General features: G+C 74.1%; 18 protein-coding genes. 8 read left to right on the top strand and 10 right to left on the bottom strand.

The features are described 5' to 3' along the window. Positions 1-352 precede the first annotated feature (352 nt). From ACFY8W_RS37510 to ACFY8W_RS37495, 4 genes are all read right to left on the bottom strand, one after another. A complete protein-coding gene (locus ACFY8W_RS37510) occupies positions 353-1507 on the bottom strand; it encodes an SIS domain-containing protein (RefSeq protein ID WP_391115649.1) in 1155 nt (384 codons plus the stop codon). Between the two features lie 164 nt (positions 1508-1671). Next, the gene (locus tag ACFY8W_RS37505) at positions 1672-1854 is read right to left on the bottom strand and encodes a Trm112 family protein (protein ID WP_128985075.1); all 183 of its coding nucleotides are present in this window, start codon (positions 1852-1854) and stop codon (positions 1672-1674) included. 917 nt (positions 1855-2771) lie between these two features. Beyond that, entirely contained in the window at positions 2772-4133 is a 1362-nt protein-coding gene (locus ACFY8W_RS37500) for a phosphomannomutase/phosphoglucomutase (protein WP_391115647.1), read from the bottom strand. A 196-nt stretch (positions 4134-4329) separates the two neighbouring features. Further along, a complete protein-coding gene (locus ACFY8W_RS37495) occupies positions 4330-4776 on the bottom strand; it encodes a DUF3499 family protein (RefSeq protein ID WP_391115670.1) in 447 nt (148 codons plus the stop codon). Between the two features lie 305 nt (positions 4777-5081). On the opposite strand from ACFY8W_RS37495, the gene ACFY8W_RS37490 reads away from it, so the two are divergent. Further along, complete coding sequence (locus tag ACFY8W_RS37490) at positions 5082-5498, top strand: metallopeptidase family protein (RefSeq protein ID WP_391115669.1); 417 nt, start codon at positions 5082-5084, stop codon at positions 5496-5498. A gap of 141 nt (positions 5499-5639) precedes the next feature. Here ACFY8W_RS37490 and ACFY8W_RS37485 read toward each other — a convergent pair whose 3' ends face one another. The 3 genes from ACFY8W_RS37485 to ACFY8W_RS37475 all read right to left on the bottom strand — a co-directional run bounded on the left by ACFY8W_RS37485 (position 5640) and on the right by ACFY8W_RS37475 (position 11277). After that, positions 5640-7172, bottom strand: a complete 1533-nt coding sequence (locus ACFY8W_RS37485) for a DUF5719 family protein (RefSeq protein WP_391115645.1) — start codon at positions 7170-7172, stop codon at positions 5640-5642. Further along, positions 7169-10828, bottom strand: coding sequence for a glycosyltransferase (locus ACFY8W_RS37480; RefSeq protein ID WP_391115643.1), 3660 nt, complete (start codon positions 10826-10828; stop codon positions 7169-7171). The genes ACFY8W_RS37485 and ACFY8W_RS37480 overlap by 4 nt, the downstream gene beginning before the upstream one ends. Before the next feature lie 185 nt (positions 10829-11013). After that, a complete protein-coding gene (locus ACFY8W_RS37475) occupies positions 11014-11277 on the bottom strand; it encodes a WhiB family transcriptional regulator (protein WP_128984260.1) in 264 nt (87 codons plus the stop codon). Positions 11278-11971: 694 nt separating this feature from the next. Between ACFY8W_RS37475 and ACFY8W_RS37470 the strand changes: the two genes are divergently transcribed. From ACFY8W_RS37470 to ACFY8W_RS37460, 3 genes are all read left to right on the top strand, one after another. Continuing rightward, positions 11972-12529, top strand: a complete 558-nt coding sequence (locus ACFY8W_RS37470) for a cupin domain-containing protein (RefSeq protein ID WP_391115641.1) — start codon at positions 11972-11974, stop codon at positions 12527-12529. A 74-nt stretch (positions 12530-12603) separates the two neighbouring features. Further along, positions 12604-13575: a 2-phospho-L-lactate transferase gene (cofD, locus tag ACFY8W_RS37465; RefSeq protein ID WP_391115640.1), complete on the top strand. Its 972-nt coding sequence runs from the start codon at positions 12604-12606 to the stop codon at positions 13573-13575. Beyond that, on the top strand, positions 13572-14891 hold the full coding sequence (locus ACFY8W_RS37460) for a coenzyme F420-0:L-glutamate ligase (RefSeq protein WP_391115638.1): 1320 nt from the start codon (positions 13572-13574) through the stop codon (positions 14889-14891). The genes cofD and ACFY8W_RS37460 overlap by 4 nt, the downstream gene beginning before the upstream one ends. Before the next feature lie 30 nt (positions 14892-14921). Here the strand turns inward: ACFY8W_RS37460 and ACFY8W_RS37455 are convergent, their stop codons facing one another. The 3 genes from ACFY8W_RS37455 to ACFY8W_RS37445 all read right to left on the bottom strand — a co-directional run bounded on the left by ACFY8W_RS37455 (position 14922) and on the right by ACFY8W_RS37445 (position 19306). Further along, entirely contained in the window at positions 14922-15902 is a 981-nt protein-coding gene (locus tag ACFY8W_RS37455; RefSeq protein ID WP_391115637.1) for a DNA-3-methyladenine glycosylase family protein, read from the bottom strand. Positions 15903-16273: 371 nt separating this feature from the next. Further along, positions 16274-17356: a sugar phosphate nucleotidyltransferase gene (locus ACFY8W_RS37450; protein ID WP_391115635.1), complete on the bottom strand. Its 1083-nt coding sequence runs from the start codon at positions 17354-17356 to the stop codon at positions 16274-16276. 126 nt (positions 17357-17482) lie between these two features. Continuing rightward, on the bottom strand, positions 17483-19306 hold the full coding sequence (locus ACFY8W_RS37445; RefSeq protein ID WP_391115633.1) for an N-acetylmuramoyl-L-alanine amidase: 1824 nt from the start codon (positions 19304-19306) through the stop codon (positions 17483-17485). A 136-nt stretch (positions 19307-19442) separates the two neighbouring features. On the opposite strand from ACFY8W_RS37445, the gene ACFY8W_RS37440 reads away from it, so the two are divergent. The 4 genes from ACFY8W_RS37440 (at position 19443) to ACFY8W_RS37425 (ending at position 25597) form a co-directional block, all read left to right on the top strand. Next, positions 19443-20195 carry a TIGR03089 family protein gene (locus tag ACFY8W_RS37440; protein WP_391115632.1) on the top strand — a complete coding sequence of 251 codons (753 nt, stop codon included), beginning with the start codon at positions 19443-19445 and terminating at the stop codon, positions 20193-20195. 420 nt (positions 20196-20615) lie between these two features. Next, on the top strand, positions 20616-21764 hold the full coding sequence (locus tag ACFY8W_RS37435) for an LCP family protein (RefSeq protein WP_391115630.1): 1149 nt from the start codon (positions 20616-20618) through the stop codon (positions 21762-21764). 257 nt (positions 21765-22021) lie between these two features. Beyond that, on the top strand, positions 22022-23758 hold the full coding sequence (locus tag ACFY8W_RS37430; RefSeq protein WP_391115628.1) for an LCP family protein: 1737 nt from the start codon (positions 22022-22024) through the stop codon (positions 23756-23758). A gap of 348 nt (positions 23759-24106) precedes the next feature. Then, a complete protein-coding gene (locus ACFY8W_RS37425) occupies positions 24107-25597 on the top strand; it encodes an LCP family protein (protein ID WP_391115626.1) in 1491 nt (496 codons plus the stop codon). Positions 25598-25746: the final 149 nt, after the last annotated feature.

Raw genomic sequence — 25746 nt, 5'->3', positions numbered from 1 at the left:
CGCGGGGGTCCAGCCGGGCCAGCCGATTCCGTCGGTGTCCCCGTCGGGATCCGGCGGGTCCTTTGGCGTCCGCCGGTCCCGGGTCGGGGTCCGTCGGGCCCTTTGGCGTTCCATCAGGTCCTTCGGCGTCCGTCGGGGTCCCGGGTCGGCGTCCGTCGGGTCCTCCGGCGTCCGCCGGGGTCCCCGGTCGGGGCCGGCGGCTGCCCCGTGGGCTTCCGGCGGGGCCGGCGGCCACCCGGCGGGCTTCCGACGGGTCCCTGCGGGCTTTCCGGCGGAATCCCGCGGGCTTCCGGTGGGCTTGCCTCGGGCTCCTGGTGGGAACTCCGGTGGGCTCCGGGCGGGCTCCCGATGGCTATTCGGGGGCTCGGCCCGCGGATGCCAGGGACAGGTACACGGCGGCGAAGTCGGTGACGGCGAGGAGTTCCGCCAGGTTCTCCAGCGGGCTGCCCTCCTCCGGCTCCAGTTCGCTGATGGCCGTGTCGTGGCCGAGGGCGAGTTCGCGGGCGGCCGGGGCTGCGCTCAGCACGTTGCCCTCGGCCGGGCGGTCACGGAGGAGGACGACACGGGCGCGCAGCGCCTGTTGCTCCTCTACGCGGTCGCGGAAGAAGTCGTCGGGGTCGGCGCCCGCCGCGTAGTCCCCGGCCAGCAGCATGCCGTGGGCGGGCAGGGCCTCCGGCAGCTCGGCCGCGAGCGCGGGCAGGCCGGCGAGCTCGGCGAGGACCGCGGCGAAGCGGCGGCCGGCCGGGCCGGCGGCCTCGCCCTCGGTCCAGACGAGGGGCAGCGAGTCGGCGAGCTCGGCGGCCAGGGTCTTCGCCGGGTTGCTGTACGTGGCGATGGCGGGGCCGCAGCGCTCCGCCGTCCGGTCCAGGCGGTCCGCCACCTGTTCGAGCTCCTCCGGCGGCGCCTCGACCAGACCCACCCGGTCGAGCAGCGCGAGCAGCGGCGTGAACAGCGCCCACAGGTCGCCGGGGCTCGCGGCGAGGGACTCCGCGTACTCCTCGGCGGTCTCGTGCGGGGCCAGCGCCATCGGTACGAGCAGACCCCGCGAACCGCTCAGCGTCTCGGAGAGCGGGGAGTCCTTCGGGGCGACGGCGACGACGGTGATGCCGCGGCGGTAGGCCTGCTCGGCGAGGAGCGCGAGACCGGGCTCCGAGCCGTCCGTGGTGGGGACGAGCAGCAGGTCCACCGAGCCCGCCCAGCCGGGCAGCGCCCAGCGCAGCGCGCCGGCCGCGGGGGCGACGCCGGTGGGCTGGAGGCGGATCACCGGCGCCGAGGCGCCTGCGAGGGCGCCCACCAGGTCGGCGACACCGGCGGCGGCGGTGCCGGGGCCCGCGACGAGGACGGCGCGCGGGCGGCCCTCGGGGCGGAGTTCCGAGATGCCGGCCTCGGCGGCGTGCCGGGCCGCGGTCCTCACCCGCGCGCCCGCCTCGGCGGCGCCGCGGAGCAGGCCGCGGTGGTCGGCGAGGGCGAGGGCGTCCGGTGCGTCGAGGAGGGTCTCGTCGAGCATGTGGCGGGCCTCCGGTCGTCGGGGTCGTCGGAGCGGGGCCGGCCGGGTGGGCCGGCGGGGTCATCCCCCCGAGGGGTACGCCGAGGGGTGCGCGTCACCGCGGCCGCCTCGCGCCGTGTCCCGCGCCGGCTTCCCGGGGGCGCGGGGCGGGCGTTCGGCGCGGGCTACTCGGGGCGGCGGGCCTCGTCGACCAGCAGGACCGGGATGCCGTCGCGGACCGGGTACGCGAGCCCGCAGTCCGTGGAGGTGCAGACGAGCTCCGGGGTCTCCTCCGCCGTCCGGTCGTTCAGCGGGGCGTGGCAGGCCGGGCAGGCCAGGATCTCCAGGAGGCCGGCTTCGAGCGGCATGAGTGGTCCCTTCGGACGGGGCGGGTGGTACGTGCGGGGCGCTGCGTGGCGCTTCCCTTACGTACGACGGTCTCGGGCCAGGTCAGCCTACCGCCGGGCCGCGGGCGGCGCGCCCGACGAGTGGCGGGCGGCGCCGGGGCGGCGCCTGGGCAACGGTGCGGGGTGGGGGCGGCGGGGAGGCGACGGAGAGGGGGTCGGCGGGGGAACGGGGGGCGACGTGTTGACCGCGTCGCGGGCGGGCGGTGTTTCGGGGCACGTCCGGGATGGTGTCGGCGCCGCGCGCCGGGGCGGCGGAGTGCCTGCCCGCCCGTACGACACGCGCCGTGCCGTCGAGGCCGGTGTACGCGCCCGGCGTGGGTGTCGGCGCCGCGCCGCCGGGGTGCCCGCCCGGCATGGGTGTCGGCGCCGCGCCGCCGGGCGGGCTCTGCCGTGCGCGGCGCGTGTCGCACGGGCGCCGCCGTAGGGGTGGCGGGCAGGTGCAGGGGCGGAACGCGCCCGCCAAGGGCGCCGTCCCGTGTGCCCACCCGTCCCGCCCCAGCGGGACGAATGCCCACACGGAGGCCACGCGAAGGCACCGGCCCGGCGGAGCGCGGGGCGCGAGAGGGCAGCAGGGCCCCCGACGGAGGCGGCGGGCGCCGGCCCGGCCGGCACAGGACACAGCGGAGACGGCGAAGCGCGCCGGCGGCGGCCACCCGACGGCACCGCCCAAGCACGGCGCGGGGCGCGAGAGGGCAGCAGGGCCCTGGCGGAGGCGGCAGGCGCCGGCCCGGCCAGGCCGGGGGCGCAGCTGAGACGGCGAGGCGCGCCGCCGGCGGCCACCCGACGGCACCGCCCAAGCGCGGCGCGGGGCGCGAGAGGGGGCAAAGGCCCGCCCCCACGCGGAGGGGGCGGGCCTTTGTCGTTCCTGCTCGGTGTGGTTACGCGCGGACCAGGGTCAGGACCTCGTCGCGGAGGGCCTGCATCTGGTCGTCGTCGCGGGCCTCGATGTTCAGGCGGAGGAGGGGCTCCGTGTTGGAGGCGCGGAGGTTGAACCACCAGTCGGCCGAGGTGATCGTCAGACCGTCGAGCTCGTCGAGGGTGACGCCCTCGCGGTCGGCGAAGGCGGCCTTCACCGCGGCCAGGCGGGCGGCCTGGTCGGCGACGGTCGAGTTGATCTCGCCGGAGGAGACGTAGCGGTCGTAGGAGGAGACCAGGCCGGACAGCGGGCCGTCCTGGCCGCCGAGGGCCGCGAGGACGTGGAGCGCGGCGAGCATGCCGGTGTCCGCGTTCCAGAAGTCCTTGAAGTAGTAGTGGGCCGAGTGCTCGCCGCCGAAGATCGCGCCGGTCCTGGCCATCTCCTCCTTGATGAAGGAGTGGCCGACGCGGGTACGGACGGGCGTGCCGCCGTTCTCGCGGACGACCTCCGGGACGGACCACGACGTGATCAGGTTGTGGATGACCGTGCCGCCGGGGTTCTTGGCCAGCTCGCGCGCCGCGACCAGGGCGGTGATGGCGGACGGGGAGACCGGCTCGCCGCGCTCGTCGACGACGAAGCAGCGGTCGGCGTCGCCGTCGAAGGCCAGACCGAGGTCGGCGCCCTCGGCGCGCACACGGGCCTGGAGGTCGACGATGTTCTTCGGGTCGAGCGGGTTGGCCTCGTGGTTCGGGAAGGTGCCGTCCAGCTCGAAGTACATGGGGACCACGGTCAGCGGCAGGCCCTCGAAGACCGTCGGGACGGTGTGGCCGCCCATGCCGTTGCCCGCGTCCACGACGACCTTCAGCGGGCGGATGGCGGTGAGGTCGACCAGGGAGAGCAGGTGCGCCGCGTAGTCCTTCAGGGTCTCCCGCTCGGTGACCGTGCCCGGCTTCGCCGCCGGCTCCGGGGCGCCCTCGTCCGACCAGCGCTCGACGAGCTCGCGGATGTCGGACAGACCGGTGTCCTGGCCGACCGGGGCGGCGCCCGCGCGGCACATCTTGATGCCGTTGTACTGGGCCGGGTTGTGCGAGGCCGTGAACATCGCGCCCGGCAGCCCCAGCAGGCCGGAGGCGAAATACAGCTGGTCGGTCGAGCACAGGCCGATCAGCGTCACGTCGGCGCCGAGGCGGGCGGCACCGCGCGCGAAGGCGGCGGCGAGGCCGGGCGAGGAGGGGCGCATGTCGTGGCCGATGACGATCGCGTCGGCGTCCACGACCCGGACGAACGCGGCGCCGAACAGCTCGGCCAGGGTCTCGTCCCACTGATCCGGCACCACCCCGCGGACGTCGTACGCCTTCACGATCTGCGACAGATCAGCAGCCACGGATCAACCCTCCTGAAGTCTCGGCAACACCACTCACGAACGCGCGGATGCGGCGCGCGTACGGAACGCCCAAACTACCCGGGAGGGGACCTTGATCAGTTCTCGGGCTCGGTACTCCGGGGAGCCGGGGTCGGTTCCTTGCGGAGCCGGGGTCGGTTCTCCGGGGAGCCCGGATCGGTTGTCGGCGGAGCCCGGATCAGTTGTCGGGGCTACGCAGGACCCTCAGGTGCCCCCGTCGGCCGACCTCCATCGGGTCGCCGCCACGGCCCGGGCCGCCGGGCTTCCCGGGGCCGCCGCCGGCCTCGGCCGCGCGCTCCTGGGGGCGGGCCGCCTCCCGCACCGCGTTGGCGAGGGCTTCGAGGTCGTCGCCGGTCGGGCGGGTCGGGGTGGTGCCGTCGGAGAGCCGCACGACCTCCCAGCCGCGCGGGGCGGTGAGGCGCTCGCTGTGCTCGGCGCACAGGTCGTAGCAGTGGGGCTCGGCGTAGGTGGCGAGCGGGCCGAGGACCGCGGTCGAGTCGGCATAGACGTACGTCAGTGTCGCGACGGCAGGGCGGCCGCACGCGGTGCGCGAACAGCGACGTACAGGGCTCACGACGTTGGACGGTACCGCACTCTTGAGCGGGCCGCGACGACTCTCCCCCAGGTCACTCCACCGTGTCGCGGTGTGACGTCCGCCACGGACCGGGTCCGATCGGCCGTTCTGACCTGCGGGAGCGGCACGTAAGGCGGGTGCGGGCGGCGTGCGATCCGGACAGCGTCAGGTGGAAAACCGGTCAATCACGGCCAGATGGCCGATCCGGCGGGTCCCGGAAAACGCGCGCCCGCTTGGCCGGAACGGTCGGGTTGTGACAGCGCCGACGGCCGTACACCACCGTCTTGGCCGTTCTGGACCGGTCCGGGAACACCGGGGAGAGTTACGCTGCGTCAGTGACGGACAGCACCCAGAGCATGGAAAGCCCGGCGCCGCGCGTGCGTCGCCGCGACCGGCACGGCCGTGGCATGCGGGGGCCGGTCGCCCCGCCGCAGGTTCCGCTGTCCATGAGCCGGGCGGACACCTTCCGCGATCTGGTCCTCGACTCGGTGGAGCGGCTGGAGCGGCGCTGGCCGCAACTGGCGGACGTCGAGTTCATGGTGCTGGAGGTCCCGCCGCCGGTCTCGGGCGAGTCGGTGGTGCCGCTGGGCGGCTCGACCCCGGCGGAGAAGAACGAGCCGGCCCGGGTCGTCGTCTACCGGCGCCCGGTCGAGATCCGCTCGAAGAGCCGCGACGAGCGCGCGCTCCTCGTCCACGAGGTCGTCGTGGAGCAGGTCGCCGACCTCCTCGGCCTCTCCCCCGAGTCCGTCGACCCGCGGTACGGGCAGGACTGACCCGCCCGTAAGGGTTCGGGCCCTCCGCGCGCGTACGGGTTCAGGCCCGGGCGCCAGTCCCGTGGGCGCCGGCCCCGAGGCCCCTGCCCCGGCCCCGAGGGGCCGGCCCCCGGCCCCGACCCCAAGGCCGGGTTCCCCGTCTCAGTCGTCGCCCAGGACCGTCAGGTCCTGCTTCGCCTTCGGGACCCTCACCGTGCTCCGGTCGTCCGTGAGCGTCTGGACCGTGAACATCGGGATGCCGTCCTCCGGCAGCTCCAGCGTGCGCGAGGCGTGCACCGGGCCGCCCGAGAGGTGCTCGACGGTGAGGGCGTAGGAGCCCTTCAGGCCGTCGGGGACGGGCGCGGGGAGCGAGGTGGTGGTGCCCGCCTTCACGGTGACGGTCTTCGTGACGGGCGTGCCGCCCTGCGTGCCCGCCGAGGCGGTGATCCGCACCTGAGCGGTGGCGCCCGGCGCGGTGAGGGCGAGGGTGGCGCCCTTGGCCCGGTTGTCGGCGACGGTGGCGCGGCCCTCGATCGCGGCGGCCGCCGGGATGAACGCGACCTCCTGCTTGTCGCCCTTGCCCCGGACCACGCGCAGCGCGGCGACGACCGGCGTGGCCTTCTTCGGGTCGGACGGGGTGAGGAGCAGCGAGCCGGGCTCGCCGCGGGTGAGATCGGGCAGGTCGACGGCGGCGGTCATGCCGGACTTCACGTGCAGGGAGGACGCGCTGGCCGGGACGATCGTGCCGGTCGGGGTGACGAGCTGGACCTTCAGGTCGGCGTCGTCGTCGCCGGGCGCGTAGGCCACGAGGCGGACGGAGGTGGCGTCGGCGGGGATGCCGGGCAGCACGGCGGTGCCGGCCGGGTCGGCGGAGGCCGGCAGCCAGTCGCTGCCCGCGGTGTCGTCGGCGGCGCCGACGACGGCGCCGACGCGTCCGCCGCGAGTGGCCACGTGGACGGTGACGTCCGGCTGGGCCGGGTCGGTGGTGAGCGTGGAGAGCAGCACCCTGACGCTGGAGTGGGCGGGGACCGGGATGCCCTCGGTGTCCCGTAGCTTCAGGGCGCCCTCGGGGCCGTACAGCTCGATGTCCGCGACGGCGCTCTTGTCGTCCGGGTTGGTGAGGTGGACGTAGTCCTGGCGCTGCTTGGCGGTGGACACGGCCGGGAACCAGAAGTCGGTGTCCGGGGCGGTGCAGGTGACGCCGAGCAGGCCGCGCGCGCCGCCGGCCGGGACGACGGTGGTCTGCTGGACGGTCCAGCCGGGCGCGAGCGTGCCGTTCGCGGAGCCGGTCAGGGCGGGCGCCTCGGCGCCGTTCGCTTCGGCGCCGACGGGGGTGCCGGGCTTGGCGACGGTCGCGGGCGCCTGGGGTTCCTTGGCCTTCTTGGGCGGGGTCTCGCCCGCGAGGGGCGCCTCGGGGGCGGGCTTGAGCTCGGCCTTGGCCGACTGCGCCGCTTCCGACTGGGAGCGCTCGCCCGTGGAGCCCTTGGCGGCGGGCGTGTACGAGGTGTACGTGGTCTCGGCGACCTCCGAGCTGCTCGGCGCGGGGCAGAGCAGGCTGGTGCGCTCCACGGGCAGCGGCGCGGTGGCCTCCAGGGTCGTGGGGATCCTGCCGTCGGGGGCGGTCAGGGCGGCGACGCCGGTCACCGCGGCCAGGGTGGTGGCGACGGCGATCAGGGAGAGGGTGGTGCGCTTCACTGGTTGCTGCTCCCGTCGGGACGCTGCTGGTGCTGCTGGTCCTGCTGCTGCCCGTAGCCGTAGGGGTCGTACGTCTCGTACGGCTGCTGCTGTTCGTAGCCGTTGGGCTGGGCGTACGGGTCGTACTGCTGCTGGGAGTACTGCTGAGGGTCGTACGCCTGCTCGTCGTACGTCGGCTGGTCGTGCGGCTGCTGTGCGTACGGCTGCTGTGCGTACGGGTCGTACGCGTACTGCTCCTGGTAGTAGCCCTGGCCCTGCTGGGCCCACTCCTGCTGGGGCTCGTAGGCCGGCTGCTCGGGTACGGGGGCGGGCTCGGTCACGGGCTCGGGTGCGTACCCGGGCTCGGGCGCCGGGGACGGATCGGGCTGGGGAGCCGCGGCGGCCTCCGCCTCGGCGGCGGCGCGCAGCCGGCGGGCGCGGCGGCCGTCGCCCTCGACGGGGGTGGCCTGGGCGGGGATGGCGAGCTCCTCGTCGGGCAGGTCGTCGTCGATGTCACGGCGGCGGCCGGGCAGGGCGAGGACGAGCAGCACGACGGCGAGGAAGGCCTGGGACCAGATCCACACGGTGTGGGTGACCGGCTCCTCGTGGGTGAGGTCGAGGCGGCCGCCGCCGGAGGGCAGTTCGAAGCCCTGGGCCCAGCCGTCGACGGTGACCGGCTTCAGTTCCTTGCCGTCGAGGGTGGCGGTCCAGCCCTCGTCGGCGCGGTCGGCGAGGCGCAGGACGCGGCCGGCGCCGCCCGCCGGGATCGTGTACCGCGCGTCCACGGGGCCGCCGGCGACCGCGTCCAGCGCGGTGCTCTCCTTGCCGCCGTCGCCCTTCGCGGGGGTGACGATCGTGGCCCGGGCGGCCGTGCGGTCGCCGACGGCCCACAGGGCGCCGCCGTCCTGCTCGCTCTGGCGGTTCAGGCCGGGAGTGGCGTCGAGGACCCGTGTCATCTGGCGCGGCGCGCCGTCCCGTACGAGCACGAAGCGGATCGCGAACCCGTTGAGGGCTTCTGTCTGGTCGGCGCCGGAGCCCGCGACGAGGTGGGCGACGGCCTTGTCCAGGAGCGGTTCGCTCTCGCCGGTCATGGCGAGTTCGGCGTCGCCGAGGTGTGCGCCGGAGCCGCGGACCAGGGTGTACGAGACCTCGCCGGCTGCGTTGCCGCCGAGGACGAGGGTGCGGGGCTGGCCGCCCTGACCGCTCTCGTACGCCACGAAGGCGGGGACCTGGACCGGGTCGCGGCGGGTGAGCGGGCCGTCGGCGCCGCCGATCATCCAGCCGGCCGCGGCGACGACGGGGCCTGCGGCGCAGGCGAGCGCGACGAGCGCGGCGACGGGCTGGCGCCAGCCGAAGCCGTGGGCGGCGACGCGGGTGCGGCCGCCTTCGGCGCCGATCGTGCCGGCGGCGAGCAGGGCGGCGCCGTAGACGAGGGTGGCGGGTCCGGCCCAGCCGGTCTCCGCGTCTCCGGCGCCGTTGGTGAGGACGGCGAAGAGGAGTCCGGCGAGGGCGGCGGCCCAGGCGGCGCGGACGGCGAAGGCGCGCTCCTCGCGCAGCAGGGCCGCGAGCGCGGCGAGCACGATCCCGATGAGGACGAGTCCGCCGGTGGTGCCGGGGCCGCCGGGGCTGGCGGCGAGCAGGTCGAGCGCGGAGGCCGTGCCCGTACGGATGTCGAGGCCGGCCTCGCGCAGGAAGGCGGAGGGGCTGGTCAGGAGGGACAGCGACCAGGGGGCCAGGACGAGGACCGGGGTGCCGACGGCGGCGAGGAAGCGCAGTCCGTAGGCGGTGATGTCGTCGCGGCGCAGGGCGAGGACGCCGATGCCGAGGAGGACGGCGAGCGGCCAGACGACCGGGGTGAACGCCGTCGCGAAGGTGAGGAGGAAGGTGTACGCCCAGGTGGCGCGCCAGCTGCCGCGCTCGCCGCGGGGCCGGTTCAGGCCGTGGGCGGCGACGGCGGCGCGGGCGATCAGTGGCAGCAGGATCGCGAGCACGGCGGTGCCGAGCCGGCCGGTGGCGAGCGCGCCGGTGGCGGCGGGCAGGAAGGCGTAGGCGACGGCGGCCCAGGCGCGCAGGAGCCGGGACTCGACGATGCCGCGGGAGGCGAAGTAGGCGGTGACGCCGGCCAACGGGACCGAGCAGACGAGCAGCAGGGTCAGCGCGAAGGAGGTCGAGCCGAGGAAGAGCGCGGAGAGCGCGGCCAGGACGGCGAGGTAGGGCGGGGCGGTCTGGGTGCCGCCGGTGCCGATGGCGTGCCAGCTGTCGGCGTAGCGCGACCAGAGCCCGGAGACGGTGTCCGGCGCGGGCAGCAGGGCGCCGCCGGCCAGTGAGCCGCCGCCGAAGAGGTTGCGGCAGGCGACGAGGGAGACGACGAGGAGCAGGGCGAAGAGGAGGGGCCCGGGCCTGCGGGCGATCTTCTTCAGCCGGGCGAACTGCTCGATCTCCAGGAAGTCGGCGTCGTCTCCGCCGGGGCCGGACTCGACGGCGCCGTGCCGTGAGCCGCCGGAGTCGGCGTCGGAGCCGCCGAAGTGGGAGGCGAGCTGTTCGGCGGCGGCGCGGACGGTGGCGCCGGGCGCGGGGAAGAGGGAACGGAGTTCGCTCGCGGGGACGGGCGGGTTCTTGCGCCGCTTGCGGGCGGCGAGGATCTTCTCGGGCCGCAGCAGGGTCGCGAGGAGACCCATGATCTCGTCGACGGCCTGACCCGGCGCCTTGCCGACGAGGTAGGCGAGGGTGCGGAGCAGGGTGCCGAGGACGAGCCGGACGAACACGTACGGCAGGGCGGCGCCGCGGCTGTTGGCGAGCAGCGTGTAGACGGCGCCGGCCTTGTCGACGCGGTGCGGGTTGGCGGCGGAGCGGCCCGCGCAGTCGACGGTGCGGCGCTCGCGGGCGGAGGCCTCGGCGTGCCGCAGGACGGCGTCGGGCGCGACGAGGACGCGGTGTCCGGCGGCGTGGGCGCGCCAGCACAGGTCGACGTCGTCGCGCATGAGGGGCAGGCGGCGGTCGAAGCCGCCGAGTTCCTCGAAGACGTCGCGGCGGACGAGCATGCCGGCGCTGGAGACGGAGAGGACGGAACGGATCTGGTCGTGCTGGCCCTGGTCCTGTTCGCGGCGGTCGAGGCCGGTCCAGCGGCGGCCGCTGCGGGCGATGGAGACGCCGGCTTCGAGCAGCTGCTTCTTGTCGTACCAGCCGCGCAGCTTGGGGCCGATGACGGCGGCGTGCTCGTCGGAGTCGGCGACGCGCAGGAGTTCGGTGAGCGCGCCGGGCTCGGGCGCGCAGTCGTCGTGGAGCAGCCAGAGCCACTGCACCGGCTCGCCGTAAGGGAGTTCGGGAAGGTCGTAGGCGTCGTCGCGCCAGGTGCGGGTGACCGGGTCCCAGCCGCTGGGCCGCTTCAGGTACGGGAGTTCCTCGGGTCCGAGGACGGGTGCGGTGCGGGCGGCCTCCTCGACGGCGGCGCCGAATCCGGTGCGGCGCGCGAGGTGGAGGACGCGGTCGGCGCCGAGGGACTCGGCGAGCAGTCGCGCGGAGTCGTCGGCGCTGCCGGTGTCGGCGGCGACGGCGTTCTGTACGGGGCGCTCCTGGGCGAGGAGCCCGGCGAGGGCGTCCGGCAGCCAGCGGGCGCCGTCGTGGGCGACGAGCACGGCGGTGACGACGTGTCGCGGAAACTCAGGAGTTGAGGACATCGAGCTACGGGCCCTCCGGCCGGGGGTCGCCCGCGGGGGGCGTGGGTGCGTCTCGGACGGAGGCCCACACTAACGGCTGCCACGAGAACGGTCCGCCGCCTGTGGACAACCCACAGGCGGCGGACCGTTCGTTATGTGTCCTGGTATGCGTCCCGGTGTCCGCCCCCGCAGGGGCGTGGCCGGATTCAGACGGCGGCCTTCTTGAGGCGGCGGCGCTCCCGCTCGGACAGACCGCCCCAGATGCCGAAGCGCTCGTCGTTCTGCAGCGCGTATTCGAGGCATTCGGAGCGGACCTCGCAGGCGAGGCAGACCTTCTTCGCCTCTCGCGTCGAGCCGCCCTTCTCGGGGAAAAAGGACTCGGGGTCGGTCTGGGCGCACAGTGCGCGCTCCTGCCAGCCGAGTTCCTCGCCCGCGTCCTCGACCAGCAGTTCCTCGAACAACTCGGTCATGTGCGCCCCTCGTCTGTCTTTGCGTCCCCGTGATGTTGCCGTTATCGATCCCGGATCGATCCGGCCGAACGACACGAGTGAAATTACAAGTTCGTGCTCTGTGCGAGTCAAGCCGAGATCTGCTATTGGGCCCCGTATTCACTCTGCGGAACCAAGCCTATGCGGAAAGTGTTCAAATCACCAAAAACCTGACACATGCCACCAGCCTGGCCGCACCGTGACGCCTCACAAGGAAGGACGACCGGAACTTCGATCTTGTTGCGATCCGGCCACGGAAGCGATCCGGATCACAGTCCGATCACAGGATCCCGTCCGCGCCCCGCGGCGACGGATGCTGCGCCATGTCTCCCGGTACCGCGCTGCGCAAACCTTTCTGCACACGCTGTAACCGGATGAGGTGAAACATTACCGCCATATCGGGCATTGAGTTGACAGTCGGGTGTCTCGCCCGCCACTTTGGTGGCATGCCAGCGACCGCAGCGCCCTCCGCGACCCACGCCCGTGGGTTCCGCCGCGCTGTCCAGGCCCGCTGTTGCTGTTGCTGTCCCAGCTGTTGACGCGCGCGTCCTCCCGTAGCGCTCCGGCTTCCCGCGCGGCCGCCGTCCCGCCGCCGCACCCCGTGTGACCCGCGCACCCCGCGCATCAGCATCTGTTCTGCGACACCCCGCACTTCTGCCGAGGAACCACCGCACCCATGAACATGGACAGCGACCTTCAGATCGCCGGCGACATCCTTGAGGTCCCGCACCTCCTCCAGCCCGCCCGCGAGCACCCCGTCACCGTGGCCGAGTTCGCCGGCCTCGCCCGCGAGCTGGCCGCCGACCGCGCCCTGTGGGCCCCGTACGTCGAGTACGACGCCACCACCCGCTGGTACCACCGGCTCCGCACCGGCCCCGGCTACGAGATCTGGCTGCTCTCCTGGCTGCCCGGACAGGGCAGCGGCAGCCACGACCACGGCCCGTCGTCCGGCGTGCTCACCGTCCTCGAAGGCGAGCTGACGGAGCGGACGGAGCGGGGCGCACGGACGCTCGACGCGGGAGCGCAGCGCGTCTTCGCGCCGGGCTACGTCCACGAGGTCGTCAACGACTCCCTGGAGCCGGCCGTCAGCCTGCACGTCTACTACCCGGGCCTGACGGAGATGCCGATGCACGAGTCGGTGCGCGAGCAGTGCGCCGCGATCCCGGACGCGTCCGCCCCTTCCGCCCCGGCGGCCCCTTCCGCCCCGGCGGCCCACGGAGCCGTCACCGCCTGACGGCACGTGCGGATCCCGCCGTCTCCCGGCCACCACCCCTCAGAGGACCGGCCCGCGGCTGACAGACTGTCCGCATGCGCATTGTGGTTCTGGCCGGTGGCATCGGTGGTGCCCGCTTCCTTCGCGGCCTCAAGCAGGCCGCGCCCGACGCGGAGATCACGGTCATCGGCAACACCGGTGACGACATCCATCTCTTCGGCCTCAAGGTCTGCCCCGACCTCGACACCGTGATGTACACCCTCGGTGGTGGCATCAACGAGGAACAGGGCTGGGGCCGCGAGGACGAGTCCTTCACCGTCAAGGAGGAACTCGCGGCGTACGGGGTCGGGCCCGAGTGGTTCGGCCTCGGCGACCGCGACTTCGCCACCCATATCGTCCGCACCCAGATGCTGGGCGCCGGCTACCCGCTCAGCGCCGTCACCGAGGCGCTGTGCGCCCGCTGGCAGCCCGGCGTCCGGCTGATCCCGATGTCCGACGACCGGGTCGAGACGCACGTGGCGATCGAGGAGGACGGCGAGCAGCGGGCCGTGCACTTCCAGGAGTACTGGGTGAAGCTGCGCGCCTCCGTGGACGCCAAGGCCGTCGTGCCGGTCGGCGCGGAGCAGGCGAAGCCCGCGCCGGGCGTCCTGGAAGCCGTCGCCGCGGCCGACGTCATCCTGTTCCCGCCGTCCAACCCCGTCGTGTCCGTCGGCACGATCCTGGCCGTGCCCGGCATCCGCGAGGCGGTCGCCTCCGCCGGTGCGCCCGTGGTCGGCCTCTCCCCCATCGTCGGCGACGCGCCCGTGCGCGGCATGGCCGACAAGGTGCTCGCGGCGGTCGGCGTCGAGTCCACGGCGGCGGCCGTCGCCCGGCACTACGGCGCCGGGCTCGTCGACGGCTGGCTCGTCGACACCGTCGACGCGGGCACGGTCGCGGACGTCGAGTCGGCGGGCATCCGCTGCCGCGCGGTGCCGCTGATGATGACCGACCTGGACGCGACGGCGGAGATGGCGCGCGAGGCGCTGGCGCTCGCGGCGGAGCTCCGGGACGCCGGGGCCGGCGCGTGACGGGCGAGCGGCCCGACGGCGGTGCCCGTTACGAGGTGTGGGCGCTCGACGGCCTGCCCGAGGTCACGGCCGGCGACGACATCGCCAAGCTGATCGCCTCCGTGTCCCCGGGGCTCGTCGACGGGGACGTCCTCCTCGTCACCTCGAAGATCGTGAGCAAGGCGGAGGGGCGGGTGATCGCCGCCGACGACCGGGAGGAGGCGATCGACGCCGAGACGGTACGGGTGGTGGCGCGGCGCGGTGCCCTCCGCATCGTCGAGAACCGGCAGGGCCTCGTGATGGCCGCCGCCGGCGTCGACGCCTCCAACACCCCTGCCGGGACGGTGCTGTTGCTGCCCGAGGACCCGGACGCCTCGGCCCGGCGGATCCGCGCGGGCCTGCGCGAGGCGCTGGGCGTCGAGGTCGGCGTGGTCGTCACCGACACCTTCGGACGGCCCTGGCGCGGCGGGCTCACGGACGTGGCCATCGGCGCGGCCGGGGTGCGGGTCCTGGACGACCTGCGGGGCGTGACCGACTCCCACGGCAACGAGCTGAACGTGACCGTGGTCGCCACGGCCGACGAACTCGCCGCCGCCGGCGACCTGGTGAAGGGCAAGGCCGCGGGCCGGCCCGTCGCGGTCGTCCGCGGGCTGGGCCACGTGGTGGGCGGCGACGAGGAGCCGGGCGCGCGGGCGCTGGTACGGGACGCCGCCGACGACATGTTCCGGCTCGGCACCTCGGAGGCGGTCCGGGAGGCGGTGACGCTGCGGCGCACCGTGCGGGAGTTCACCGACGACCCGGTCGACCCGGGCGCGGTACGGCGCGCGGTCGCCGCCGCCGTCACGGCTCCCGCGCCGCACCACACCACTCCGTGGCGCTTCGTCCTGCTCGAGTCGGAGGCCTCGCGGGTGCGGCTGCTCGACGCGATGCGGGACGCGTGGATCGCGGACCTGCGGGCGGACGGGAAGTCGGAGGAGTCGATCGCCCGGCGGATCCGCCGCGGCGACGTCCTGCGCAACGCGCCGTACCTGATCGTGCCGTGCCTCGTCATGGACGGCGCCCACCACTACGGCGACCCGCGCCGGGACGCCGCCGAGCGCGAGATGTTCGTGGTCGCGGCGGGCGCGGGCGTGCAGAACCTGCTGGTCGCCCTGGCCGGTGAGCGGCTCGGCTCGGCGTGGGTGTCCTCGACGATGTTCTGCCGCGGCGTCGTGCGGGACGTGCTCGGCCTGCCAGCCGGCTGGGACCCGATGGGCGCCGTGGCGGTGGGCCGCCCGGCGGCTCCGCCGAAGGAACGTCCGGCGCGGCAGGCGGGGGCGTTCATCGAGGTCCGGTGAGCGCTGCCGGCGATCTCCGCCCGCGGTCCCTCACCACGCGGTGATGTCGTTCGGCGCCAGCCGCGGCGCCCGGCGGGGTGGGACGCGGCCGCTGAGGAGGATCAGGCGGGCGGCGCGGTGGCGCTGGCCCTCGTACGGGGCGAGCAGTTCCAGCATGGCCGCGTCGTCGGCCGTACGGTCGCCGGCGAGCGCCCAGCCCACGATGCCGGGCAGGTGGAGGTCGCCGGTGGTGACCTCGTCCGGGGCGCCGTTGCTGCGCTGGACGGTCTCCGCGGAGGTCCAGGGGCCGATGCCGGGGATCAGTTCCAGGCGCTTGCGGGCCTCCGGCGGGGCCATGTGCGCGGCCTCCTCCATGCGGCGGGCGACGCGGGCCGCGCGGACGATGGTGGCGGAGCGCTTGCCGTCGACGTTCGCGCGGTGCCACTCCCAGGACGGGATCATCGCCCACGTACGGGCGTCGGGCATCACGTACATGCCGTCCGGCGTCGGGCCCGGGGCGGGCTCGCCGTACTTGCGGACGAGCAGCCGCCAGGAGCGGTAGGCCTCGTCGGTGGTGACCTTCTGCTCCAGGACGGAGGGGATCAGCGACTCCATCACGAGGCCGGTGCGGGTGAGCCGCAGGCCCCGGCGGGCGCGGTGGGTGAGCGCGAGGAGCTTGTGGCGGGGGACGAAGGCGTCGGGGTCGTCGTCGCCGCCGAGCAGCGCGGGCAGTCCGTCGAGCAGCCAGGTCGCGCCGGGACCCCACGCCTCGGCCGCGACGGCCCCCGCGCGGATCCGCACGCGGAGCGTCCCGGGCCCGTCCGGCGTCCGGCTGGCCCGCCAGACGGAGCCGTCGGCGGTGGTGCGGAACGTGGGGTCGCCGGGGCCGCGGCGCAGGGGCCCGAGGGTGAGGCCCAGGTCCAGGTCCTGGTCCTGCTCGAGGTCCCGGCCCTGGGCCGTGGGTACGGGGATGTGGCCGCCGCGGTATGTGGTGCGCGTGGTGGGGGTGCGGGGGGCGAAGCGGCCGGCCATGGCACGAGCCTATCCGTGCCGGCGCCGGCGGGATCCCGCGCCGTTGCGGGCATTCGCCCGTCGGCCGGGGGCCTCGCCGCGCCGTGTTGCGGGGATCGGCCGCCCCCGTGGGCCCTCACCGCCCCCGTCGCAGGGCCACGGGCGGCGCCGCGTTGTGGGCATTCGCACTTCCACAGCGGGGCCCCACCGTCCCGGTTGGCGGGGCCCCGCCGCGCCGTTGCGAGCATGTGGCCTGCCGCCGCGGGGCCGTGGGGCGAGGCCGGAGGACTGGGCGGACGCCGCCAGAAAGCCCGCAGCGGGAGTGCGACGAGGCGAGCGTCCTGCGGCGGAGACGTGGCGGGCCCGGCCGCCCCTGCGGCCGGGAGCGGGGGTTACTGGTCCGAGGAGAAGCGGAGGGAAGCCGCGGGGAGTCTGGCGTCGCACCAGACGCGGACGCCCTCGCGGAGTTCGTTGTCCGGGCCGACCTCCGCCCCGTCGCCGATCACCGCGCCGGTCAGGAGCGTGCGGGCGCCGATGCGGGCGCCCGTGCCGATGAGGGAGTCGGTGATGACGGCCCCGGGTTCCACGACCGCGTTCGCCAGGACCGTGGAGCCGATGACGCGGGCGCCGGCGCCGATCACCGCGCCGGGACCGATCACCGTACCGCCGGTCAGCTTGGCGTCCGGGGCCACCGTGGCCGTGTCCAGGACCAGCCGGTCGCCGCAGCGGCCGGGGACCGCCGGGGACGGCGCGCGGCCGAGGACGAGGTCGGCGGAGCCACGGACGAAGGCCTGCGGGGTGCCGAGGTCGAGCCAGTACGTGGAGTCGACCATGCCCTGGAGGTGCGCGCCGGAGGCCAGCAGCTCGGGGAAGGTCTCGCGTTCGACGGAGACCGGCCGGCCGGCCGGGATGGTGTCGATGACCGAGCGCCGGAACACGTACGCGCCCGCGTTGATCTGGTCGGTGACGATCTCCTCGGGGGTCTGCGGCTTCTCCAGGAAGGCCGTGACCCGGCCGGTGGGGTCCGTGGGGACCAGACCGAAGGCCCGCGGGTCCTCCACCCGGGTGAGGTGGAGGGAGACGTCCGCGCCGGAGGACTCGTGGGTGGCGACGAGGGCGCGGATGTCCAGGCCGGTGAGGATGTCGCCGTTGAAGATCAGGACCGGGTCCCCGGGCGCCGAATGGAGCCGCGAGGCCACGTTGCGGATGGCCCCGCCGGTGCCGAGCGGCTCCTCCTCCGTGACGTACTCGATGCTCAGGCCGAGCGCCGAGCCGTCCCCGAAGTACGGCTCGAAGACCTCCGCCAGGTACGAGGTGGCGAGGACGATGTGGTCCACGCCGGCCGCCCGGGCCCGGGCCAGCTGGTGCGTCAGGAAGGGAACACCGGCCGCCGGGACCATCGGCTTGGGCGTGTTGACCGTCAGGGGACGCAGCCGGGTGCCTTTGCCACCGACCAGGAGAATCGCTTCGGTCACCTGTCGTCTCTGCTTCCTGTTCGGGTCCGGTCTCGTCGCCGGGGACGGCATTCGTTCGGCCGTCCGTACGATATGACCGGTCAGTTTATGCAGATGGTTGAGTCCTCGACCCCATCCGTGCCCCCGTCAGCGCCTTCCCTGGTACTTCGCCGAGGCCGAGCGGGCGGTGCCGAGCTTGTTGTAGAGGCGCCCGCCCGGGCACTCGGTGGCGAAGCCGTCGCGATGGCCGGCGATGGCGTTGAACTTCACCTTTCTGCCCTTTTTGTAGAGGTTTCCGCCTCCTGAGGTCAGAGTCGCCTTCCCCTTCGGATTCACCCCGTGCAGCCCCAGTTTCCACGCGGTCAGCCGTGCGACGGCCGTCACGACGGCGGCCGGCGGGGAGGAACTGCCGTACGTGCCGAGGACGGCGATGCCCATGCTGTTGCTGTTGAAGCCGAGGGTGTGGGCGCCGAGGACCGGCTTGGCGACGCCGCCGGCGCGGCCCTCGTAGATGTTTCCGCACTTGTCGACGGCGAAGTTGTAGCCGAAGTCGCGCCAGCCCAGGCTCTTCACGTGGTAGCGGTAGATGCTCCGCAGCACGGAGGGGGCCTGCTTGCAGGTGTACTTGTTGCCGGTGGCGCTGTGGTGGACGAACGCCGCCTTGATCGTCTTCGTGTAGACGAAGCCCCGCTCGCGCATCTTCTCGTCGGCCCCCCAGCCCTTGCGGGTGGTGATCTTGGGGCGAGGACCGATGTACGGCTTCGCGGCCGACCGGACCGACCGGGCCGCCTGAGCCGCCGGCGCGGCGGACGGGAGGGCCGCCAGGGTCTGCGCCCGGGTCAGGGCGGGGATCTCGGCGGCACCGACGGGGGCGAGCTGCGCGTTGACGCTCGCCGCGGCGGCCTCTTCGTCGGTGAGCGCGGCGGGCGGTGCCGCGGCGCGCATGAATCCGGAGGCGGATGCGGAGCCGGTGGCGGATGCGGATGCGGATGCGGATGCGGATGCGGACTCAGGCGCCGATGGGCGAGTGGACGCCGACCCGGGCACGGCTCCCGACTCGAGCCCGGCTCCCGACTCGGGCGCGAACGCCGGGGTCCGCGCGACGGATTTCGTGTGCGGGGCGGGTGCGGAGGCCGGGGTCGGAGCGAAGTCCCGAGCCGGGAGCGCGGCCAGGTCCGTACCCCGGTCCGCGCCCGGCCCCTGGCCCTGGCCCGGGTCCTGGCCCTGGGCCGTACCCCGGTCCTGGCCCGGCCCCTGGCCCAGGCCCGTACCCGGGTCCTGACCCTGGCCCATACCTCGGTCCTGGCCCGTGCCCCGACCCTGGGCCGTACCCCGGTCCTGGCCCGGGTCCGCGCCCGGGTCGACCAGTTCCAGGCGCAGGCCCGCCGGAAGGGATGCGGCTGCTCGTGCCTCGGCCTCCGGGCGTACGCGGACCTCGACGCCGTCCGAGGCGCCGACCCACAGCGGCGCGGTGGCCCCGCGCAGGGCGCCCGAACGGGCCTCCGCCGAGGCCGGGTCCGCGCCGTGCTCGTCGTTGTGGGTCTCCAGGTCCTGCCACGCGGACCAGGCCCCGTCCGTCGTGGCCCGGGTGCGGACCTGCACGGTGCCGTGCAGCGGGGCGTGCGCGTCGTCCCAGACCACGCCGACGAGCGAGAACGGCCTGACGTCCCGTCGGGTGAGGCCCTGCTCCCCCGCCGCCCCGGCGGGGCGGCCGACCGTCCGGCCGTGCGCCTGGGGTTCGAGGTGCTCGAGGTGTTCGAGGGGTTCGAGCGGGAGCGACTGGGTCGACCCCGCGAGTTCGCTCCGGGGCGCGGCGGCCACGGCGACCGCGTCGGCGGAGACGGCTGGGTCCGTGCGTAGGACGGGGGCGGCGGGGGCTGCGGCCGCGCCGGCAGGGGTCGTGAGGGCGAGCGGCAGGGCGAGTGCCGCCGCGCACGTGACGGCGATCGAGGAGGCGAGGTAGGCACGCATGGAGCGATCGTCCGCAGCGGGCCGGGGTTCCGCACGGCGGGATCCGGCACGGAAACTGACGCTCCGTCGGGCCGACCGGTGGACACCGTCACCGGTACGGCGGACCGGTCCCGACGGCGCGCGTACCCTTGCCCGCGTGAACGCCAGCGACCGCACCCCTGCCGACCTGCTGCGATCCGCGCTCGCCGCGGATCCCGCCCGCCCCTTGGTCACTTTCTACGACGACGCCACCGGTGAACGCGTGGAATTGTCGGTGGCCACCTTCGCCAATTGGGTGGCCAAGACCGCCAATCTGCTCCAGGGCGAACTGTCCGCGTCCCCGGGCGACCGGGTCGCGCTGCTGCTGCCCGCGCACTGGCAGACCGCGGTGTGGCTGCTCGCCTGCGCCTCCGTCGGTGTGACCGCGGAGCTCGGCGGCGATCCGGCCGACGCGGACTACGTGGTGGCGGGGCCCGACGGACTCGAGGCGGGCCTCGCCTGCCCGGGAGACCGGATCGCGCTCTCCCTCGCGCCGTTGGGGCGCCGCTTCCCCGCGCCGCCGGCCGGATACGCGGACTACGCGGTGGAGGTGCCGAGCCAGGGCGACCGGTTCGCACCGTTCGTACCGGTCGATCCGGGTGCGCCCGCGCTCGTCGTCGACGGTACGGAACTGACGGGCACCCAGCTCGTCGAGCGCGCCCGTGCGGATGCGGCGGACCTGGGGCTGGGGGCCGGGGCTCGGCTGCTGTCCGGGCGCTCGTACGACACCTGGGCCGGCGTCTCGGCCGGCCTGTACGCCCCGCTCGCGGCGGGCGGGTCGGTGGTGCTGTGCCGGAACCTGGGGCAGCTCGGTGAGGAGGGGCTCGCCAAGCGGGTGGAGAGCGAGCGGGTGACGGTGGCGGTGTCCTAGGCCGAGGCCGGCTGAGCCCTGAGGGCGCCGCGCCGCCGGGCGGGCCCTGCCGTGCGCGGCGCGTGTCGTACGGGCGCCGCCGCAGGGGTGACGGGCAGGCACAGAGGTGGCGGCGCCCGCCAAGGGCGCCGTTCCGTGTGCCCACCCGCCCCGCCCCGGCGGGACGAATGCCCACACGGAGGCCACGCGAAGGCACCCGCCCGGCGGGGCGCGTGACCTACCCGGTGGCGGGCGAAACGTGCGCGTCGCCACCCGTACGGCCCATCGACGCGCCGCGTACCCGGGTGTCTCCGGGGAGTCCGGTACATGATCGGCCGGGGGGTGTTCGACGCCTTCCGCAGAACCGTGGGCCGGGATCCGCCGTCTACCTCAGTGGCCGGCGTGCCGCGTGCCGCCGACGCCATCGAGGACGGATCAGACGTGACGGACAGCGCAGACTCGCCCGCCGAGGGCGCTCGCAGGCGGCGGCACTGGCTCCGCTGGGCGGCGTTGGGAGCGGCGGTCGTGGTGCTGGTGGCGGCGGGGGTGGGCTGGTGGCTGTACCGGAAGCTGGACGGGAACATCACCACGGACACCACCGCCGCGGCCGAGCTGCTCAAGTACGAGAAGGAGCGGCCCTCGCCGGCCGTGAACGCGGCGCGGAACATCCTGCTGATCGGCTCGGACACGCGGGCGGGCACAGGGAACGGCAAGTACGGGCAGGACGGCGGCACCCAGCGCTCGGACACCACGATCCTGCTGCACATCTCCGCGGGCGGGGCGGGGGCGACCGCGGTGTCCATCCCCCGCGACCTGATGGTGCAGATCCCCAGTTGCGCCAGGACGGGGAAGGGGGGCAGGGGCGGCGGGCGCACCTCGCCGCAGTTCGCCCAGTTCAACTGGGCCTTCGAGTTCGGCGGGACCGCCTGCACCATCCGGACCCTGGAGAAGCTGACCAAGATCCGGATCGATCACCACATGGTGATCGACTTCCGGGGCTTCAAGAAGATGGTCGACGCCGTCGACGGCGTCGAGATCTGCCTCAGGGAGCCGATCGACGACAAGGACGCCCATCTGAAGCTGCCCGCCGGCCGGCAGATCCTGCACGGCGAGCAGGCGCTCGGTTTCGTCCGGGCCAGGAAGTCGCTCGGGAACGGCAGCGACACCGAGCGGATGGACCGGCAGCAGCAGTTCCTCGGGGCCCTGGTCAACAAGGTGCAGAGCGACGGCGTGCTGCTCAATCCGACCCGGCTGTATCCGGTGCTCGACGCGGCGACGAGGTCGATCACGACCGACCCGGGCCTCGCGTCCCTCCGGGACCTGTACGACCTGGCCCGGTCGATGCGGGCGATCCCGACCGAGAAGGTGCAGTTCCTGACGGTGCCCCGGCGGCCGTACTCGTACAACGCGAACCGGGACGAACTGGTGCAGCCCGCCGCGGACCAGCTGTTCGCGCGGCTGCGCGCCGACCAGCCGGTCACCGTCCACCCGGGCGGCGGCGGGACGACGGAGCAGACGGCGGAGCGACCGGGCGCCTCGGCGGCGCCGTCCTTCGCCGGGCGGAACGCCGCGGAGGGGGCCTGCCGGTGACGGACGCGCGTGCGGCCCGCGTGGCCGGTTCGTAAAGCGGGGACCAAGGGAAGGGCGGTGCTGGATGAGGTTTGGGCAAATTGCCCGGGTGTAAGGGGCGTGGAATTTGTCACGGACGTCGCCCCACGCTGAACTGGGCGGATAGTGTGACGCGATCCGGTGCACCCGACCGCGTGGTCGCGCACTCGATGGATCGAACGACCGAGCGCCCGAGGGGGAGGCGCCTCGCGTGGCACCGACGGAGGACTCAAGTAACCGTGGACGCGCACAGCCGTGGACGGGCGGACGAGATCGACCCCGCCGACCAGTGGGTGCTCAACCCGCAGACAGGCAACTACGAACTGCGACTGGACCGCTCCGCTGGGCAGTCGCAGCCCGCTGCCCCGTCCCACCCGCGCCCCCGTACCACCCGCGGCGCCACACCTCCCGGCCAGAGAACGCACGACCGGCTGACCGAGACCGTTCCGCCGGTCCCGGGGCAGCGCCGTCGCCGTGCCGCCGAGCCCGGTGACCGGCCCTCCGCGGCGGGCCGCCGCAAGCGCCGTCCGGAGAAGTCGCGCAAGAAGAAGGTCCTGATGTGGACCGGCGGCACGATGGCCGTCGTCCTCGTGGGCGGCGCCGCCGGCGCGTACGCGCTGTACAACCACTTCGACAACAACATCAACACCATCGAGGTGGCCGGCGGCTCGGAAGGCTTCAAGAAGGACGAGGCCTTCAACATCCTGCTCATCGGCACCGACAAGCGGACCGGTGAGGGCAACTCGGGCTACGGGGACAAGAACAGTCCCGGCCATGCCGACACCACGATCCTCTTCCACGTCTCCAAGGACCGGACGAACGCCACGGCGATGTCCATCCCCCGGGACCTGGTCATCGACATCCCCGAGTGCGAGACCAAGCTCCCGGACGGCAGCATCAAGAAGATCCCCGGCCAGACGGACGAGCGCTTCAACATCAGCCTCGGCCAGTCGGACCGCGACCCCGGCTGCACCATGCGCACGGTCAAGGAGATCACCGGCCTGACCGTCGACCACTTCATGATGGCCGACTTCAACGCCGTCAAGGAGATGACGACGGCGGTCGGCGGCGTGAAGGTCTGTGTGGAGAAGCCGATCGACGACCCGAAGTCGCATCTGAAGCTGCCCAAGGGCGAGTCGACGATCATGGGCGAGCAGGCGCTGGCGTTCGTCCGCACCCGCTCCAGCTTCGGCAACAAGAGCGACCTCGACCGCATGAAGGTCCAGCAGCAGTTCCTCAGCTCGATGATCCGTCAGATGAAGTCGGACGACACGCTCACGTCACCGAGCAAGCTGTACGACCTGGCCGACGCCGCGACCAACGCGCTCACCGTCGACACGGGCATAGGGAGCATCTCGAAGCTCAAGTCCCTGGCCCTGGAGCTGTCCAAGATCGACACCAAGAACATCACGTTCCTGACGCTGCCGGTCATCGACAACCCTGACGAGCCCACGCCGGTGACGGTCGTCCCCGACCCGGAGAAGGCCCCGCAGCTCTTCGAGATGATGCTGTCCGACATCTCGCTCACCGAGGTGAAGAAGAAGGAACAGGACGCCAAGAACGCCCAGGCGCAGGCCGAGGCGAAGCTCCTCCAGGGCGCCCGCTCCACCGCGCGCGAGGTCCGCGTCGACGTCTACAACGGCAGCGGCAAGACGGGCGCGGCGCAGAAGACGATCGACTGGCTCCAGAACGAGCACGGCGTGACGCGGTCGACCAACAAGAGCAACGCCCCCGAGAAGGCGGCGAAGACCTCGCTCACGTACGCACCGAACCAGGCCGACCAGGCCCGCAAGCTCGCGGACCTGATGGGCCTGCCCGCCTCGGCTCTCAAGCCGGGCACGCAGGACGCCGGGGAGCGCGAGCCCATGACGCTCGTCCTCGGCGCGGACTTCAAGGGCGCGGGGGTGCCCCTCACCGGTCCGGCGAAGGCGCCGGAGGGTGCGCAGACGGCAGACAAGCAGGTGTGCGCCAAGTGACCCGGACCCGTCCGGCCTTGGCCCGCGCCTGAGTGATTGAGGAGACCTGGGGTGGGACAGAGCAGCGTGCGTGGGGAGGGGGCGCGGGAACGCGCCTCGCGCGCCCGCGAGTTGGGCTGGGACGAGAGTCTCTACGAGGACGGGCCCGGGCACGCGTCCGGGTCCGGTGGTCCGGGTGGGGGCCCGGGCAGCACCGTGCCGCGCTCCCGCCGGGCCGGCGGCGGCTCCGCCGGCGACGGACCGGGCGACGGTTCGGGGGGTTCGGGCGGTTCGGGCGGCACGGGACACCGGCGCGGCGGCCCGCGCCGCCGTGCCAGGAAGGCCGGCAAACGCCGGATACTCCGCTGGGTGGCCGTGACGCTGTCGCTGCTGATACTCGGCACGGCGGGCGCCGGATACCTGTACTACCAGCACCTCAACGGCAACCTCCGCGGCGGTGCGCGCGCGGGCGGCGACAGCGGGGTGAAGAAGGCCGCGCCGAACGCGCTGGGCGACACCCCGCTGAACATCCTCCTCATCGGCTCCGACAGCCGTAAGGACCCCAAGAACGTGGCGCTGGGCGGCGGCAAGAAGGACCGGGACCGCGCTCCGCTCGCCGACGTGCAGATGCTGCTGCACGTGTCCGCGGACCGGAAGAACGCCTCGATCATCTCGATCCCGCGCGACACCGTCGTCCCGATCCCCAAGTGCACCGACGACAAGGGCCAGACCTACCCCGCCACCACCAACCGGCCCATCAACGAGTCGCTGCAGCGCGGCGGTCCGGGCTGCACGCTCACCACCTGGGAGACCCTCACCGGGGTCTACGTCGACCACTGGATGATGGTCGACTTCGCGGGCGTCGTGGCGATGGCCGACGAGGTCGGCGGCGTCCCGGTCTGCGTCAAGACCGGGGTGTGGGACAAGTCGACGCCGCAGGCTCCCGGCGGCTCCGGGCTGCGGCTGCCCAAGGGCACCACCGAGGTCAAGGGCGAGCAGGCGCTCCAGTGGCTGCGCACCCGGCACGCGTTCGGCAGCGACCAGAACCGGGCCAAGGCCCAGCACATGTACATGAACGGGATGATGAAGAAGCTCCAGGAGCAGGACGCCTGGAGCGACACCACCCGGCTCACGGGCCTCGCGGAGACCGCCACCACGGCCCTCGTGGTCTCCGACGAGATCAAGTCGGTGAGCAAGCTCTTCAACCTGTCGATGCAGCTGAAGAACGTGAAGCTGGACCGCCTCACCACGGCCACCGTTCCGACGACGGAGTACCCGGGCAACCCGAAGGCCTGGCTCCAGCTGGTCCCGTCGGCCGCCGACAAGATGTGGTCGATGCTCCGCGACGACGTCGCCCTGGACAAGAACGGCGACCCGGCCGACGGCAAGCCGAAGCCCTCCGCCTCCGGCTCCAAGAAGCCGGCGGCGACCGCCGAGGAGCCCGGCTCCTTCGCGGTCACGGTGGTCAACGGCACCGCGGGCGACGGCCAGGCGGCCCAGGAGGGCCGGGCCAACGCGATGTCCAAGCAACTGCGCGACAAGGGCTTCACCCGGGCCGACGCCTCCCGGGACGCCCAGCCGCGCAAGGACACCGTGGTGTTCTACCCGAAGGGCGACGGCGACCAGGGCAAGGCCAACGCCCAGTCGGTGGCCACCGCCCTCGGCCTGCCGGCCTCGGCGGTCCGCGCCGACGCCAAGGTCACGGACGTCACCCTGGTCGTCGGCGCCGACTGGCGCGAGGGCACCACGTACAAGAAGCCGAGCGTGGCGGCGGGCGACCTGCCGGAGGGTGCGGACGACAAGGCGACCTGCATGGACGTCTACTCGGTCTACCAGTGGGACGGGAAGTCGAAGAGCTGACCTCCCGACCTCACGCGGCTGAGGCGGAAACGGCGGTGGGGGGGGGCCCCCCGGGGGGCCGCCCCCCCCCGGGCGGGGGCCGGGGGGGGGCCCCCCCCCCCGGCCCCCGGCCCCCCCCCCGGGGGAGGGGGGGACCCGCACCCCCAGGT

The organism is Streptomyces sp. NPDC012637, assembly GCF_042954805.1.
Classification (GTDB): Bacteria; Actinomycetota; Actinomycetes; order Streptomycetales; family Streptomycetaceae; genus Streptomyces.
Note: the sequence above shows the minus strand (reverse complement) of the source record. Positions and strands in the feature narration are given on the sequence as shown.